At 50.5% G+C, this 15,748-nt stretch carries 16 protein-coding genes; 7 read left to right on the top strand and 9 right to left on the bottom strand.

The annotated features are described in order from the left end of the window. Positions 1-23: 23 nt before the first annotated feature. Positions 24-860 (bottom strand): S-formylglutathione hydrolase, encoded by an 837-nt coding sequence (gene yeiG / locus ACJHXA_RS04285; RefSeq protein WP_000425462.1) that lies wholly within the window; start codon positions 858-860, stop codon positions 24-26. A 257-nt stretch (positions 861-1,117) separates the two neighbouring features. Between yeiG and folE the strand changes: the two genes are divergently transcribed. The 6 genes from folE (at position 1,118) to mglC (ending at position 8,027) form a co-directional block, all read left to right on the top strand. Continuing rightward, on the top strand, positions 1,118-1,786 hold the full coding sequence (folE, locus tag ACJHXA_RS04280) for a GTP cyclohydrolase I FolE (protein WP_001139613.1): 669 nt from the start codon (positions 1,118-1,120) through the stop codon (positions 1,784-1,786). A gap of 16 nt (positions 1,787-1,802) precedes the next feature. Further along, positions 1,803-2,960 carry a DUF418 domain-containing protein YeiB gene (gene yeiB / locus ACJHXA_RS04275; RefSeq protein ID WP_000440895.1) on the top strand — a complete coding sequence of 386 codons (1,158 nt, stop codon included), beginning with the start codon at positions 1,803-1,805 and terminating at the stop codon, positions 2,958-2,960. Between the two features lie 141 nt (positions 2,961-3,101). Continuing rightward, complete coding sequence (gene galS / locus ACJHXA_RS04270) at positions 3,102-4,142, top strand: HTH-type transcriptional regulator GalS (protein WP_000628660.1); 1,041 nt, start codon at positions 3,102-3,104, stop codon at positions 4,140-4,142. Positions 4,143-4,421: 279 nt separating this feature from the next. Further along, positions 4,422-5,420 (top strand): galactose/glucose ABC transporter substrate-binding protein MglB, encoded by a 999-nt coding sequence (mglB, locus tag ACJHXA_RS04265; protein ID WP_001036964.1) that lies wholly within the window; start codon positions 4,422-4,424, stop codon positions 5,418-5,420. A gap of 60 nt (positions 5,421-5,480) precedes the next feature. Then, positions 5,481-7,001, top strand: a complete 1,521-nt coding sequence (mglA, locus tag ACJHXA_RS04260) for a galactose/methyl galactoside ABC transporter ATP-binding protein MglA (RefSeq protein ID WP_000255039.1) — start codon at positions 5,481-5,483, stop codon at positions 6,999-7,001. 15 nt (positions 7,002-7,016) lie between these two features. Beyond that, the gene (gene mglC, locus ACJHXA_RS04255) at positions 7,017-8,027 is read left to right on the top strand and encodes a galactose/methyl galactoside ABC transporter permease MglC (protein WP_001275118.1); all 1,011 of its coding nucleotides are present in this window, start codon (positions 7,017-7,019) and stop codon (positions 8,025-8,027) included. 70 nt (positions 8,028-8,097) lie between these two features. Here mglC and preA read toward each other — a convergent pair whose 3' ends face one another. The 7 genes from preA to ACJHXA_RS04220 form a co-directional block, all read right to left on the bottom strand. Continuing rightward, positions 8,098-9,333 carry an NAD-dependent dihydropyrimidine dehydrogenase subunit PreA gene (gene preA / locus ACJHXA_RS04250; RefSeq protein WP_000956043.1) on the bottom strand — a complete coding sequence of 412 codons (1,236 nt, stop codon included), beginning with the start codon at positions 9,331-9,333 and terminating at the stop codon, positions 8,098-8,100. Then, on the bottom strand, positions 9,327-10,565 hold the full coding sequence (gene preT / locus ACJHXA_RS04245) for an NAD-dependent dihydropyrimidine dehydrogenase subunit PreT (protein ID WP_001136365.1): 1,239 nt from the start codon (positions 10,563-10,565) through the stop codon (positions 9,327-9,329). The genes preA and preT overlap by 7 nt, the downstream gene beginning before the upstream one ends. A gap of 318 nt (positions 10,566-10,883) precedes the next feature. After that, positions 10,884-11,123, bottom strand: a complete 240-nt coding sequence (locus ACJHXA_RS04240) for a DUF2542 family protein (RefSeq protein WP_000383096.1) — start codon at positions 11,121-11,123, stop codon at positions 10,884-10,886. Positions 11,124-11,125: 2 nt separating this feature from the next. After that, positions 11,126-11,845 carry an outer membrane permeability protein SanA gene (gene sanA / locus ACJHXA_RS04235; protein WP_000920064.1) on the bottom strand — a complete coding sequence of 240 codons (720 nt, stop codon included), beginning with the start codon at positions 11,843-11,845 and terminating at the stop codon, positions 11,126-11,128. 149 nt (positions 11,846-11,994) lie between these two features. Next, positions 11,995-12,879, bottom strand: a complete 885-nt coding sequence (cdd, locus tag ACJHXA_RS04230; protein WP_000553559.1) for a cytidine deaminase — start codon at positions 12,877-12,879, stop codon at positions 11,995-11,997. 129 nt (positions 12,880-13,008) lie between these two features. Continuing rightward, positions 13,009-13,704 carry a CidB/LrgB family autolysis modulator gene (locus ACJHXA_RS04225; RefSeq protein WP_000968208.1) on the bottom strand — a complete coding sequence of 232 codons (696 nt, stop codon included), beginning with the start codon at positions 13,702-13,704 and terminating at the stop codon, positions 13,009-13,011. Further along, the gene (locus ACJHXA_RS04220) at positions 13,701-14,099 is read right to left on the bottom strand and encodes a CidA/LrgA family protein (RefSeq protein ID WP_001299855.1); all 399 of its coding nucleotides are present in this window, start codon (positions 14,097-14,099) and stop codon (positions 13,701-13,703) included. The genes ACJHXA_RS04225 and ACJHXA_RS04220 overlap by 4 nt, the downstream gene beginning before the upstream one ends. Before the next feature lie 238 nt (positions 14,100-14,337). Here ACJHXA_RS04220 and dusC point away from each other — a divergent pair, with 238 nt between their 5' ends. Further along, on the top strand, positions 14,338-15,285 hold the full coding sequence (gene dusC / locus ACJHXA_RS04215) for a tRNA dihydrouridine(16) synthase DusC (protein WP_001264875.1): 948 nt from the start codon (positions 14,338-14,340) through the stop codon (positions 15,283-15,285). A gap of 372 nt (positions 15,286-15,657) precedes the next feature. On the opposite strand, the gene yohP is transcribed toward dusC, so the two are convergent. Next, the gene (gene yohP, locus ACJHXA_RS04210) at positions 15,658-15,741 is read right to left on the bottom strand and encodes a small membrane protein YohP (RefSeq protein ID WP_000691708.1); all 84 of its coding nucleotides are present in this window, start codon (positions 15,739-15,741) and stop codon (positions 15,658-15,660) included. Positions 15,742-15,748 lie beyond the last annotated feature (7 nt).

Genomic DNA, 15,748 nt, shown 5'->3' with positions numbered 1-15,748 from the left:
TGCCCGGCGAACCGGGCGGACTTTCACTTCAGTAAATACTGCGCATGGAAGCGCAGGTGATCCTCTATAAAAGAGGCGATGAAGTAGTAACTGTGATCATATCCCGGCTGAATACGCAGCGTCATCGGCCACGCTTTCTGGCGCGCGGCTTCTGCCAGTACCGCAGGTTGCAACTGGTCGGCAAGAAACTGATCATTATCGCCCTGATCGATAAGCGTCGGGATCGCATCCTGCGCGTTACTGGCATACATCAGCGCGCAACTGTCCCATTCCAGCCATGCATTTTTGTCCTCACCTAAATAGCTGCTAAACGCTTTGATTCCCCACGGGACGCTGCACGGATTCACAATTGGCGCAAAGGCCGAAACGCTGGTGTATTTACCCGGATTTTTCAGCGCCATAATCAGCGCACCGTGACCACCCATTGAATGACCGCTAATGGCGCAGCGGTCGCTGACATTAAATTGCGACTGAACCAGCGCCGGTAATTCATCGCGCAGATAATCATACATCCGGTAATGCGTCGCCCACGGCGGTTGCGTGGCGTTAAGATAAAACCCCGCGCCCTGGCCTAAATCGTAGCCATCATCGTTGGCAACCTGTTCGCCGCGCGGGCTGGTGTCTGGCATCACCAGTACAATCCCCAGTTCTGCCGCCACGCGCTGGGCACCCGCCTTGGTGGTGAAGTTCTCGTCATTGCAGGTTAATCCGGAAAGCCAGTACAGCACTGGTGGCGGGGTGTGATCACGAGGGGGTGGGAGAAAGATACTGAACGTCATCGGGCAGTTTAAGGTACTGGAGTCGTGTCGCCAGCGTTGCTGCCAGCCTTCAAAACAGCGGTGCTCTTCGAGCATTTCCATGCGTGGCTCCTTGTTGTGTTGTTTGCAATTTCTTCATCATACCGTTTATTCAATGTGCTGTGAGTAACTTTCACTTCCGTATTTGCATAACGATGTTTTAACATCTGCTGATGAAAGGCAGCGGCAATTACAATAATTATCGCTGTGAATACTGGATTATGTGCGCCGCCTCACGCACAATAATCAGGCTGTAAATCAGCTTAATAACTTTGCCCCCACGCAGGGCGGAGGCGTCACACCTGCAGGAGAAATCATAAATGCCATCACTCAGTAAAGAAGCGGCCCTGGTTCATGAAGCGTTAGTTGCGCGAGGACTGGAAACACCGCTGCGCCCGCCCGTGCATGAAATGGATAACGAAACGCGCAAAAGCCTTATTGCTGGTCATATGACCGAAATCATGCAGCTGCTGAATCTCGACCTGGCTGATGACAGTTTGATGGAAACGCCGCATCGCATCGCTAAAATGTATGTCGATGAAATTTTCTCCGGTCTGGATTACGCCAACTTCCCGAAAATCACCCTCATTGAAAACAAAATGAAGGTCGATGAAATGGTCACCGTGCGCGATATCACTCTGACCAGTACCTGTGAACACCATTTTGTTACCATCGATGGCAAAGCGACGGTGGCTTATATCCCGAAAGATTCGGTGATCGGTCTGTCAAAAATTAACCGTATCGTGCAGTTCTTTGCCCAGCGTCCGCAGGTGCAGGAACGTCTGACGCAGCAAATTCTTATTGCGCTACAAACGCTGCTGGGCACCAATAACGTGGCTGTCTCGATCGACGCGGTGCATTACTGCGTGAAGGCGCGTGGCATCCGCGATGCAACCAGTGCCACAACAACGACCTCTCTTGGTGGATTGTTCAAATCCAGTCAGAATACGCGCCACGAGTTTCTGCGCGCTGTGCGTCATCACAACTGATTAAAAGGCAGGAACCATGGAGCGCAACGTCACGCTCGATTTTGTTCGCGGCGTCGCCATTCTGGGGATCCTGCTATTAAACATCAGCGCCTTTGGGCTACCAAAGGCGGCTTATCTCAATCCCGCCTGGTACGGTGCTATTACGCCGCAGGATGCATGGACCTGGGCATTTCTTGATCTCATCGGCCAGGTGAAATTCCTCACGCTTTTTGCGCTGCTGTTTGGTGCTGGACTGCAAATGTTGCTGCCCCGTGGCAGACGCTGGATCCAGTCGCGGTTAACGCTGTTAGTCTTATTGGGCTTTATTCACGGTTTATTGTTCTGGGACGGCGATATTCTGCTGGCTTACGGGCTGGTGGGCTTAATCTGCTGGCGGCTGGTGCGCGATGCGCCATCGGTAAAAAGCCTGTTTAATACCGGCGTCATGCTTTATCTGGTGGGGCTTGGCGTTTTGCTGTTATTGGGGCTGATTTCCGACAGCCAGACCAGCCGCGCCTGGACGCCGGATGCATCGGCTATTTTGTATGAAAAATACTGGAAGCTTCACGGCGGCGTTGATGCGATCAGTAATCGTGCCGATGGTGTTGGCAACAGTTTACTGGCACTGGGCGCACAGTATGGCTGGCAACTGGCTGGGATGATGCTCATTGGTGCGGCGCTGATGCGCAGCGGCTGGCTGAAAGGGCAGTTCAGCTTACGTCACTATCGTCGTACTGGTTTTGTGCTGGTGGCGATTGGGGTGACCATTAACCTTCCTGCCATCGCCCTGCAATGGCAGCTGGACTGGGCGTATCGCTGGTGTGCCTTCTTACTTCAAATGCCGCGGGAACTGAGTGCGCCGTTTCAGGCGATTGGCTATGCGTCGCTGTTTTATGGCTTCTGGCCGCAATTAAGCCGCTTTAAGCTGGTGCTGGCAATCGCCTGCGTCGGACGGATGGCGCTGACCAACTATCTATTGCAAACGCTGATTTGTACCACGCTTTTTTACCACCTCGGTTTGTTTATGCATTTTGATCGCCTGGAGCTGCTGGCGTTTGTTATTCCGGTATGGCTGGCGAATATCCTCTTCTCTGTTATCTGGCTGCGTTACTTCCGCCAGGGGCCGGTGGAATGGCTCTGGCGTCAGTTAACTTTGCGTGCTGCCGGAACGGCAATATCTAAAACATCAAGATAACGATCTGGATCACATTCGTTAACAAAACGGCTGTAACCGTTTCCATTGCTGTGACTCGATTCACGAAGTCCTGTATTCAGTGCTGACAAAATAGCCGCCAGCAAGCAGTCATTTACTGCAATCTCATAACAGGTAGTGAATATGATCACCATTCGTGATGTAGCGCGTCAGGCTGGCGTCTCTGTGGCAACGGTTTCCCGGGTGCTCAATAACAGCACGCTGGTCAGTGCCGACACGCGTGAAGCAGTAATGAAAGCCGTGAGTGAGCTGGATTATCGGCCAAATGCCAATGCCCAGGCGCTGGCAACTCAGGTTAGCGATACCATTGGCGTGGTGGTGATGGACGTTTCTGATGCTTTTTTCGGCGCGCTGGTAAAAGCGGTGGATCTGGTCGCCCAGCAGCATCAGAAATACGTGCTAATCGGCAATAGCTATCATGAAGCGGAAAAAGAGCGTCACGCCATTGAGGTGTTAATTCGCCAGCGTTGTAATGCGTTGATTGTTCACTCAAAAGCATTGAGTGACGATGAACTGGCGCAATTTATGGATAACATTCCCGGTATGGTGTTAATCAACCGCGTTGTGCCGGGGTACGCCCATCGTTGCGTTTGCCTGGATAATCTCAGCGGTGCCCGAATGGCGACGCGCATGTTGCTGAATAACGGTCATCAACGTATTGGTTATCTTTCTTCCAGCCACGGCATTGAAGATGACGCCATGCGTAAAGCAGGCTGGATGAGTGCGTTGAAAGAGCAGGATATTATTCCGCCGGAAAGCTGGATTGGCACTGGTACGCCGGACATGCCGGGCGGTGAGGCGGCGATGGTTGAACTGCTGGGGCGCAATCTACAACTTACCGCTGTATTTGCTTATAACGACAATATGGCCGCTGGCGCACTGACAGCATTAAAAGATAATGGCATTGCGATTCCGTTACATCTCTCAATCATCGGTTTCGATGATATTCCCATCGCCCGTTACACCGACCCGCAATTAACGACCGTGCGTTATCCCATTGCTTCAATGGCGAAATTAGCCACCGAACTGGCCTTGCAGGGGGCAGCAGGCAATATTGATCCTCGTGCCAGCCACTGTTTTATGCCGACGTTAGTGCGTCGCCATTCTGTCGCAACACGCCAGAATGCGGCGACGATCACTAACTCAACAAATCAGGCGATGTAACCGCTTTCAATCTGTGAGTGATTTCACAGTATCTTAACAATGTGATAGCTATGATTGCACCGTTTTAACGTTGTAACCCGTATGTAACAGTGAATAATCACTTTCACCGAGGTAATAGCGTCATAACAACAATTAAAGCCGTTTTCTGGAGCGTTACCGGGCATGGAAGAACGAATTTTAAAAAGTGAGCTTCGGCGTTCAGTAACACTTCATTAACTCTACTGCCCCGCCGAGCATTTATCTCAAGCACTACCCTGCATAAGAAAAACCGGAGATACCATGAATAAGAAGGTGTTAACCCTGTCTGCTGTGATGGCCAGCATGTTATTCGGTGCCGCTGCACACGCTGCTGATACTCGCATTGGTGTAACAATCTATAAGTACGACGATAACTTTATGTCTGTAGTGCGCAAGGCTATTGAGCAAGATGCGAAAGCCGCGCCAGATGTTCAGCTGCTGATGAATGATTCTCAGAATGACCAGTCCAAGCAGAACGATCAGATCGACGTATTGCTGGCGAAAGGGGTGAAGGCACTGGCAATCAACCTGGTTGACCCGGCAGCTGCGGGTACGGTGATTGAGAAAGCGCGTGGGCAAAACGTGCCGGTGGTTTTCTTCAACAAAGAACCGTCTCGTAAGGCGCTGGATAGCTACGACAAAGCCTACTACGTTGGCACTGATTCCAAAGAGTCCGGCATTATTCAGGGCGATTTGATTGCTAAACACTGGGCGGCGAATCAGGGTTGGGATCTGAACAAAGACGGTCAGATTCAATTCGTATTGCTGAAAGGTGAACCGGGCCATCCGGATGCAGAAGCACGTACCACTTACGTGATTAAAGAGCTGAACGACAAAGGCATTAAAACTGAACAGTTACAGTTAGATACCGCTATGTGGGATACCGCTCAGGCGAAAGATAAGATGGACGCCTGGCTGTCTGGCCCGAACGCCAACAAAATCGAAGTGGTTATCGCCAACAACGATGCGATGGCAATGGGCGCGGTAGAAGCACTGAAAGCACACAACAAGTCCAGCATTCCGGTGTTTGGCGTCGATGCGCTGCCAGAAGCGCTGGCGCTGGTGAAATCCGGTGCACTGGCGGGCACAGTACTGAACGATGCTAACAACCAGGCGAAAGCGACCTTTGATCTGGCGAAAAACTTGGCCGATGGCAAAGGTGCGGCTGATGGCACCAACTGGAAAATCGACAACAAAGTGGTCCGCGTACCTTATGTTGGCGTAGATAAAGACAACCTGGCTGAATTCAGCAAGAAATAAGACTGATTGGGCGCAGTCGTTTACTGCGCCCTTATTGTATGGCCAACAAGGTAAAATTATATGGTCAGCTCAACGACTCCGTCTTCCGGGGAATACTTGTTGGAAATGAGCGGTATCAACAAGTCTTTTCCTGGTGTTAAGGCACTTGATAACGTTAATTTAAAAGTCCGGCCACATTCTATCCATGCATTAATGGGGGAAAACGGCGCAGGAAAATCAACATTATTAAAATGCCTGTTTGGTATTTATCAAAAAGACTCCGGCACCATTTTATTCCAGGGTAAAGAGATCGATTTCCATTCCGCCAAAGAAGCACTGGAAAATGGTATTTCGATGGTACACCAGGAGTTAAACCTGGTATTACAACGTTCGGTGATGGATAACATGTGGCTGGGGCGATATCCCACCAAAGGCATGTTTGTCGATCAGGACAAAATGTACCGCGAAACCAAAGCGATTTTTGATGAACTGGATATTGATATCGATCCGCGTGCGCGCGTCGGCACATTATCCGTTTCGCAAATGCAGATGATCGAAATCGCCAAAGCGTTTTCCTATAACGCGAAAATTGTGATTATGGATGAACCGACTTCTTCGTTAACCGAAAAAGAGGTCAATCATCTGTTCACTATTATTCGTAAATTAAAAGAGCGCGGCTGCGGTATTGTTTATATCTCGCATAAAATGGAAGAAATCTTCCAGTTATGTGATGAAGTTACCGTATTGCGCGACGGTCAGTGGATCGCCACCGAACCGCTGGCAGGACTGACGATGGACAAGATCATCGCCATGATGGTTGGGCGTTCTCTTAATCAGCGTTTTCCTGACAAAGAAAACAAGCCGGGCGAAGTCATCCTCGAGGTGCGTAACCTAACGTCACTGCGCCAGCCGTCGATTCGCGATGTCTCGTTTGATCTGCATAAAGGGGAGATCCTCGGTATTGCCGGGCTGGTGGGGGCGAAACGTACCGATATTGTTGAGACGTTATTTGGTATTCGCGAGAAATCGGCTGGCACCATTACGTTGCACGGCAAACAGATCAATAACCATAATGCCAACGAAGCCATAAACCACGGATTTGCACTGGTAACTGAGGAGCGCCGCTCAACGGGAATTTATGCCTATCTGGATATTGGTTTTAACTCGTTAATTTCCAATATTCGCAACTACAAAAATAAAGTTGGTTTACTGGATAACTCGCGGATGAAAAGCGATACCCAGTGGGTGATTGATTCGATGCGGGTAAAAACGCCGGGTCATCGGACGCAAATTGGTTCGCTCTCCGGTGGTAATCAGCAAAAGGTGATTATTGGTCGCTGGCTACTAACGCAACCAGAAATATTAATGCTCGATGAACCGACGCGCGGTATTGATGTCGGGGCGAAGTTTGAAATTTATCAGTTAATTGCCGAACTGGCGAAGAAAGGCAAGGGGATTATTATTATCTCCTCTGAAATGCCTGAGTTGTTAGGGATAACAGACCGTATTCTGGTCATGAGCAATGGTCTCGTTTCCGGAATTGTCGATACAAAAACAACAACGCAAAACGAAATTCTGCGTCTTGCGTCTTTGCACCTTTAAGATTAGGGGCTTCCCATGAGTGCGTTAAATAAGAAAAGTTTTCTTACTTACCTGAAAGAGGGCGGTATTTACGTCGTTCTTTTAGTTTTGCTGGCGATTATTATTTTCCAGGACCCAACATTTTTAAGTCTGTTGAACTTAAGTAATATTCTCACCCAGTCATCGGTGCGTATTATTATCGCGCTCGGTGTGGCAGGGTTAATTGTCACCCAGGGGACCGATCTTTCTGCTGGTCGTCAGGTAGGGCTGGCGGCAGTGGTGGCTGCGACATTATTGCAGTCCATGGATAACGCCAACAAAGTGTTCCCGGAAATGGCGACGATGCCGATTGCGCTGGTTATTCTGATTGTCTGTGCCATTGGTGCGGTGATCGGTTTGATCAACGGTCTGATTATCGCTTATCTCAACGTGACGCCGTTCATTACCACGCTCGGCACGATGATCATCGTCTATGGAATCAACTCGCTCTATTACGACTTTGTCGGGGCGTCGCCAATTTCTGGTTTTGACAGTGGCTTTTCTACCTTTGCTCAGGGCTTTGTCGCGCTGGGGAGTTTCCGTCTCTCTTACATCACCTTCTACGCGTTGATTGCGGTGGCGTTCGTCTGGGTGTTGTGGAACAAAACCCGCTTCGGTAAGAACATTTTTGCCATTGGCGGTAACCCGGAAGCGGCAAAAGTATCTGGTGTCAACGTCGGCCTGAACCTGCTGATGATCTACGCGTTGTCTGGCGTGTTCTATGCCTTTGGCGGGATGTTAGAAGCCGGACGTATCGGCTCTGCCACCAACAACCTCGGCTTTATGTATGAGCTGGATGCTATCGCGGCGTGCGTGGTAGGCGGTGTATCGTTCAGCGGCGGTGTGGGGACGGTGATTGGCGTGGTGACCGGGGTAATTATTTTTACCGTCATCAACTATGGCCTGACGTATATCGGCGTAAACCCATACTGGCAGTACATCATCAAAGGGGCGATTATTATCTTCGCCGTAGCGCTGGATTCACTGAAATACGCGCGTAAGAAGTGATGTGATTGTGGATATTGCCGGATGCGCTGCATCCGGCAATCGGTGCCAAATGCCGGATGCGTCTCTGGTTTTACAACGTTACCGGGTGTTCTTTCTCGCCTTTCTTAAACTTCACTTCCCCGAGCTCAATACAACCCACCGGGCAGACGTGACCACAAAGCAGACAACCCACACATTTCTCGGTATTACAATGCGGTGTGCGGGTTTTCTCGCTCCATTCCATCGCCTGGTGACCGCCGTCGTAACAGGAAATATAACAGCGTCCACAGCCAACACATTTATCAAGATTGATACGGGGATAGACAATATAACTGCGGTCTAAATCTTCCGCCGGGACAATATTGTTATTCGCCAGACCTACCATCTCCTGCAGCGAATCAAATCCCTGATCGGCGAGATAATGCGACAACCCGCTTGCCATATCTTCCACTATCCGATACCCGTACTGCATGATGCCGGTGGTCACCTGTAACGTTGCTGCGCCGAGCAATAAAAACTCAGCCGCATCCTCCCAGGTTTCAATGCCGCCGATACCGCTGATTGGGAAATCGCGCAGTTCTGGATGGGTGCGCATCTGCTGAATGAAGCGCAGGGCGATCGGTTTTACCGCTTTACCGGAATATCCGGAAATACTCGATTTTCCGTTAACGATCGGCATACCGATTTTCTGATTAAGATCGATATTGGTGATGGATTTAACGGTGTTAATCGCCGCAATGCCATCTGCGCCGCCGCGCTTCGCCGCCAGCGCCACTTCGCACATATCACCGATATTCGGCGTCATCTTCGCCAGCATTGGCAGCGTGGAACCCCGTTTCACTGCCCGACAATATTTTTCTACCAGCTCCGGGCTTTGCCCGACATCGCTACCCATCGCATGAGAAGTCATTTGCGGACAGGAGAAGTTACACTCGATCATATCCGCGCCAGCTTCTTGCACCAGGCGCGCCAGCTCCTCCCATTGCTGCTCATTTTCCCCCATGATCGAAGCGATCAATACTTTGTCCGGGTAATCTTCCTTCAGCTGACGCAGGGCGGCCAGATTCTCTTCCAACGGATGTTCAGCAATCTGCTCCATATTTTTGAAGCCGATAAAACCGGTATCTTCTTTCACCAGATGATCAAAACGCGGCGAGACTTCGTTGGCGATAAAAAAGCCGATCGTTTTAAACACCACGCCGCCCCAACCTGTGTCGTAGGCTTTGGCACACATCTCATAGCAGTTGCCTACAGGCGAAGAAGAGAGGCAGAACGGGTTGGGAAACTTCACGCCGCAAAAAGTAATCGAAAGATCTTTCGTTAACATGAGCAAGCTCCCTCTAAATAGTGATGAATCGCCTCGGCGGCTTCTTTCCCGGTTTTCACGGCATAGACCACGGTTTTGTCACCCTCAACAATATCGCCAGCAGCAAAGACTTGCGGATCGCGGGTCTGATAATTTTGTGTTTTGATGGTGTTACGCTGCGGCTCTAACTCCGCAAAGGCATCCAGTCTGGCATGCTGACCGACGGCGAGAATAATTTTATCTGCCGCCATCGTCAGTTCGCCCGGTAACCGTACATGCTTAAACGTGACTTTATTGCCTTCCACGGCTACTGGCGTGAATCCATCGATGATCGAAACGCCCAGCTCCCGGGCGCTGGCAAACTCTTTTTCGCTTGCCGGAAACTCATCTAACTCTTCACGCGCTACGCAGGTTACCGCCTGACAGCCGAGAACTTTCAGCGTGCTGGCTACGTCCATCGCAACATCACCGCCGCCGATAATTAATGCGCTTTGTGGAATGCTGATATCGCCTTGCGCCTGTCGTGCACGTTGCAGGAAGTCGACGGCAATCTCAACGTCGCTATGCTCAAACAGCGATAACCCGGAACCGCTCGATAACCCCACGGTGACCAGTACCGCGCGGTTTTCTGCTTTCAGTTGCTCCAGGGTGAGTGTGTTACCGACTTCGTTGTTGCACTTAATGGTCACGCCCATTTTTTCAATACGGGCGATCTCTGCATCCAGCACTGATTGCGGTAACCGGAATTGCGGAATACCGTTACGCAACCAGCCACCGGGGTGCGCTTCTTTCTCATAAATCGTGACGTCATAACCCTGGTTTGTCAGTGTTACACTGGCCTGCAATCCGGCAGGACCTGCGCCAATAATCGCGACTTTGCCGAGCGTTTTAGTACCGGGCTGATAAATTTCCATCCCGGTTTGTTGTTCAAAATCAGTAACAAAACGCTGTAAGCGACCGATATCAATGGGAGTATCAACACCGGCACGGGTACAACCGCTTTGACATAATTTCTCCGTCGGGCACACTCTGGCACAAACGGCACCGAGGGCATTATTTTCGCGAATTGTCTCGGCAGCGCCTTTAAAATTACGAAAGTAGATTGAGCGAATAAATTTCCCCGGATCGGTCTGTGCCGGGCAAGCCTGACTACAGGGAGCGTCATGACATAATAAACAGCGAGAGGCTTCTTTAATCGCCAGTAAAGGCGTAAAAGCCGGAGTGAGTTCATCCAGATAATTTTGTTGCGGCATGTGATCTTCCTTAATGCTATGAGTAATTAAGGCGAACGCTAAATATACTCGTCATACTTCAAGTTGCATGTGCTGCGTCTGCGTTCGCTCACCCCAGTCACTTACTTATGTAAGCTCCTGGGGACTCACTCACTTGTCGCCTTCCTGCAACTCGAATTATTTAGAGTATAAATATTGCGTGCTGATATTAAGGCTATGCGCGTGGGGAAATTTATACTGTGAAAGGATTCACAAATAGCTGCGGTTCAGAATGTTATATCCGCAGCTTATTGAGTGAAGTAATAATTATTCTCAATAATTAACAGAAAAGAGAAAATATTAACGATAGAAAATAAGATAAACAATCATGCCGATAGATAAAATTCCGAAGCCGATATATGCCACCATATAAGCGAAAAAGAGTCCGGGATTTTTTGCTCGCCAGACATACACCGGTTCCGGTGCATTTTTAACCCGTTTATCAATCGCGCCTGCGCGCCAGCCTTTCCATGCTTCGCGGAAACAAAATATCGGAATAAGGAAAAAAACGGCAACGACAAAAAACTGCTGTACATCCATAACTACTTTCCTTGTTTCTTTTGTAATTCAAGTAACTGTTCGGGTGTGACGGCGGGATACCCCTGCGCATCTTCCGGCACCTGGTGCATAGCCGGAATAGGGACCAGCGGCCCTAAAAAACGCGGTTCACGTTTAAAAATATAAAGGTCAGCCAGCGCACCGAAACGGGCGGCAAATTCGCGAATACGTACTGACAGCATATCTTTCGGTGACGGTACGGCATAACACTGAGCCTGAATCCCCATATGCAGCGCAATAAATAATGCCCGCTCACAGTGGAAACGTTGGGTGATAATAATGAAATCATTAGTATCGAAAACTTTGCGTGTACGCACGATGGAATCCAGCGTACGAAAGCCTGCGTAATCGAGAACAATATCTGATGGGTCGACACCAGCAGCGATTAAATCTTTGCGCATAGTCATCGGCTCATTATAACTTTGCAATGCGTTATCGCCGCTCAGTAATAGATAATTTACCTTACCGCTGTTATAGGCATTAATCGCTCCTTGAATGCGGTAGCGATAATACTGATTAATTACGCCAGTACGATAATATTTTGCTGTTCCGAGCACCACACCGACCTGGCGGTAGGGGAGATCCTGCAATTCGTCGTAGATATAAGGCGCGGTTTTCCAGCTCATCCAGCGATCGAGGCCGAGCACAGTCAACAGCAGCAAGCCGATCAGGACTAACAGGCTGAGGAACACGCGCTTTAACATGCAGGAGACTCGATCTAAGGAAAATTTCCATCAGGCTACTTTACCCGCTGGTTTTGCGCAAGAAACGGCAAACTGTTTGCCGGGAATTTCGACACCAGGAGAGGGCTGGCAAGCCGGACAAGGCGTTCACGCCGCATCCGGCACCAGGCTTAAGCGAGAAGCACTCGGTCGATACTGTGACAGCCGAGAGCTTTCAGCGTTGCGGAGGTGGCATCCCACTGAATCAACGGCGCATCGGCGTTTTCTGCCAGAACCGCGCGCTGGATATCCGGGTAATCATAACCCTTGAGATTCAATAGAATTAACGCTCCCTGCAACGGTGGCAGAGTCGGGTTGAATGCGGCGTTTTCAGCGTAGCTGCCGCTGAAAATACGACCGTCTTTACATTCCAGCGCGACACCGCTTGGCGACTTACTGTAAGGCATGTGCGAACGGTTTGCCGCTGCAATCGCCGCCTGAGAAAGCGCATCACCAGTCAGCGCATAGCCGTGATCCTGCTCGTCCATCAGCAGCGTTTTAATCTCCAGATCTTTCGGCCCAAAGGCATCCGGCAGATAGTCACGCAGCGCGTGTGCCTCGCGGCCCGGCAGATGAATACGCAGATCCAGACCGCTGTTCAGTTCATTCATAAACTGACGGCAGTGACCACAAGGCGTGTAGTTAACGGTGATGGCTGCAAGCGCTTTTTCACCACTCAACCAGGCGTGGCTGATCGCGCTTTGTTCGGCATGAACGGTTTGCTGCATTGTCGCACCAATAAATTCCATATTGGCACCGAAATACCAGGTTCCGCTCACACCGCGCGCAATTGCGCCAACATTAAAATTCGACAATGGCGTACGCGCACAGGCCGCCGCCAGCGGAAGTAGTGCGAATGCCAGCGCGTCTTCGTCCAGCCCCGTTGCGCTCTTCAGCGATGAGACTTGCTCCCCGGTCAACAAAGCGGGGAAGTACTTGTCTGCCAGAATAGGTTCCAGTGCAGATTGCAAGTTATCCGCAAGTTGGGCAAAAGCGGTTTGAAAACGTGGATGCATGGCGTTGCCTCATAATCATGTAATGGGATAACAGTTTACGAACCCGTTAAGGCTTTATATGTGATCTGAATCTCATTAATTATGCAACGCGTGAAACTTACATCAAAAATGCGCGACGCATCGCAAATTTTAGCCCATTACTGCCAGAATAATCGGGAAAAGGAACGGTGCGATCAGCGAAGTAATTATCCCGCATAACACCAGCGCTAGCGAACTAAATGCACCTTCCTGATAATCCAGCTCGGCGCAGCGCGCCGTACCGAGGGCGTGCGAGGCAGTCCCCATTGCCAGACCGCGCGCAGCTTTGGTACGAATACGCATCGCATTAAGCAATGTATGGCCAAATACCGCGCCGAGGATGCCGACGAAAATCACGCAAACTGCGCTGATTGCCGGAATACCGCCAATACTGCCGCCAACCGCCATTGCAATAGGCGTGGTGACTGATTTCGGCAGGATTGACGCGGCGATTTCCGGTGAAGCGCCCATCAACAATGCCACGGAAGTCCCCGTCACCATCGCAACCACGCTGCCGATAAAACAGATGGTGATGATCGATTTCCAGCGCGCGCGGATCTGGTGTAGCTGCTCATATAAAGGATAGGCCAGCGCGACGACCGCCGGTTGCAGCAGATCGTTTAGCACTTCGCTACCTTTAAAGTAGCTGTCGTAAGAGATGCCGGTCAGCATTAAAAAAGGAATGATCACCACCATTGCTACCAGCAACGGGTTAAGCAGGGGAAACTTATACCGTGCCGCCAGTTTGCGGGCGGCAAAAAAGACAATCAACGTCAGCGGTAATGACCACCAGATATTCGCCATCATTCTTCTGATCCTTTCTGACCTACGACTTTACGTTCACCGTGTACCAGTTGTGAACTCCAGCTCACCACCAGAAAAACCACCAGCGTACTGATTGCACAGGAAACCACTACCGGGCCAAACTGTGCGCGGAGCAAATCAAAATATTGCATGACGCCTACGCCAATCGGCACAAACAATAGCGCCATATAGCGAATCAGTACGTAGCACCCCGGATTGACCCATTTTGCCGGAAGAATTTGCAAGGCCAGCAGGACAAACAGGATCAGCATCCCGATGATGCTGCCCGGAATGGTTACCGGTAGCAGGGAAGCAATGAAAATGCCTGCATACAGGCAGGCATAAATCAGGACGAAAGCGCGTAAATATTGCCAGATAATGTTCAGTGTCTTACTCATAATCAACACCCCAGATGAGATGGATTCATCATACAATTAATTCGTAAAACGTGCTACCGATCACATTAAGAAATCAGCGCTTATTTTTTCGCTCCCCGGCATTACGCAATGCGCAACGAACTCAGGCATACATCAAGCATAGAGAGGGATTGCAGTTTGCAGCAATCCCTCTTTGTAGACCTTTAATCCGCTGACCATAGGCGCTAACATAGCGCCTCATTATTTTGCGGGTGATGATATGCGTGTGTTACTGGCACCGATGGAGGGAGTGCTTGACTCTCTGGTGCGTGAATTGCTGACCGAAGTTAACGACTACGATCTGTGCATCACCGAGTTTGTCCGCGTGGTGGATCAACTGCTGCCGGTAAAAGTCTTTCATCGCATTTGCCCTGAGCTACAAAACGCCAGCCGGACACCATCCGGTACGCTGGTGCGCGTTCAGTTGTTAGGTCAGTTCCCACAATGGCTGGCAGAGAACGCCGCCCGTGCGGTGGAATTAGGTTCCTGGGGCGTGGATCTCAATTGCGGCTGCCCGTCGAAAACGGTTAACGGCAGCGGCGGCGGGGCGACGTTACTCAAAGATCCTGAACTCATCTACCAGGGTGCAAAAGCGATGCGTGAAGCTGTACCAGCGCATTTGCCCGTCAGCGTAAAAGTGCGTCTGGGCTGGGACAGCGGTGAGAAGAAATTTGAAATCGCCGATGCGGTTCAACAGGCTGGCGCTACGGAGCTGGTGGTGCATGGGCGGACAAAAGAGCAGGGTTACCGCGCGGAGCATATTGACTGGCAGGCGATTGGCGAGATTCGCCAGCGGCTGAATATTCCGGTGATTGCCAACGGTGAAATCTGGGACTGGCAGAGTGCGCAACAATGCATGGCGATCAGCGGCTGCGACGCAGTGATGATTGGTCGCGGGGCGCTCAATATTCCCAACCTGAGCCGGGTAGTAAAATATAACGAACCGCGAATGCCGTGGCCGGAGGTGGTTGCTTTGCTGCAAAAATATACCCGTCTGGAAAAGCAGGGCGATACCGGGTTATATCACGTTGCGCGGATTAAACAGTGGTTGAGTTATTTGCGTAAAGAATACGATGAAGCAACGGGATTATTTCAGCATGTTCGGGTGTTGAATAATTCCCCTGATATTGCAAGGGCTATTCAGGCAATTGATATCGAGAAACTCTAAAAAACCATAGTGATGTTTTTTGACAATGTGTTAGCTCTTTATCAATAGGCCGCACGGTTGTTTGGTGGCGTCAAAATTGCCGAGGCGTTCCCTGAAGGCCGGGGCAGCCCACATGGATGTGGGCTGAGGGCGCGTTTTACAGGGATGTTACCTCGCGCCCGACCCGGTAGCCGTAAGGGATAAGCCGAGGGCACCGCGCAGCGGCGATTTTGTTCGCCAGAGCCCGGGGGTGCAGGGGGCGGCGGCGATTGGCCGCCCCCTGCGCGCTCCTTGCGCCAGTGATTATATGAAGCAATGCACATGACAGGAGCGCAACAGGATGAGAGACTGAAATATTCTCGTTATTTTCGGACATGATGACATTAATTAATTTTAAAATATCATCTTAAATACGCCAGTCACCACCAGTAGCCCAATCAGGAAAATAATCAATACAGCCCAGAGTATAATTTTCATTGGCGTT

This window comes from Escherichia sp. WS33 (genome assembly GCF_046486385.1).
Lineage (GTDB): Bacteria > Pseudomonadota > Gammaproteobacteria > Enterobacterales > Enterobacteriaceae > ECMA0423.
This window is presented reverse-complemented; position numbering and strand designations above follow the sequence as displayed.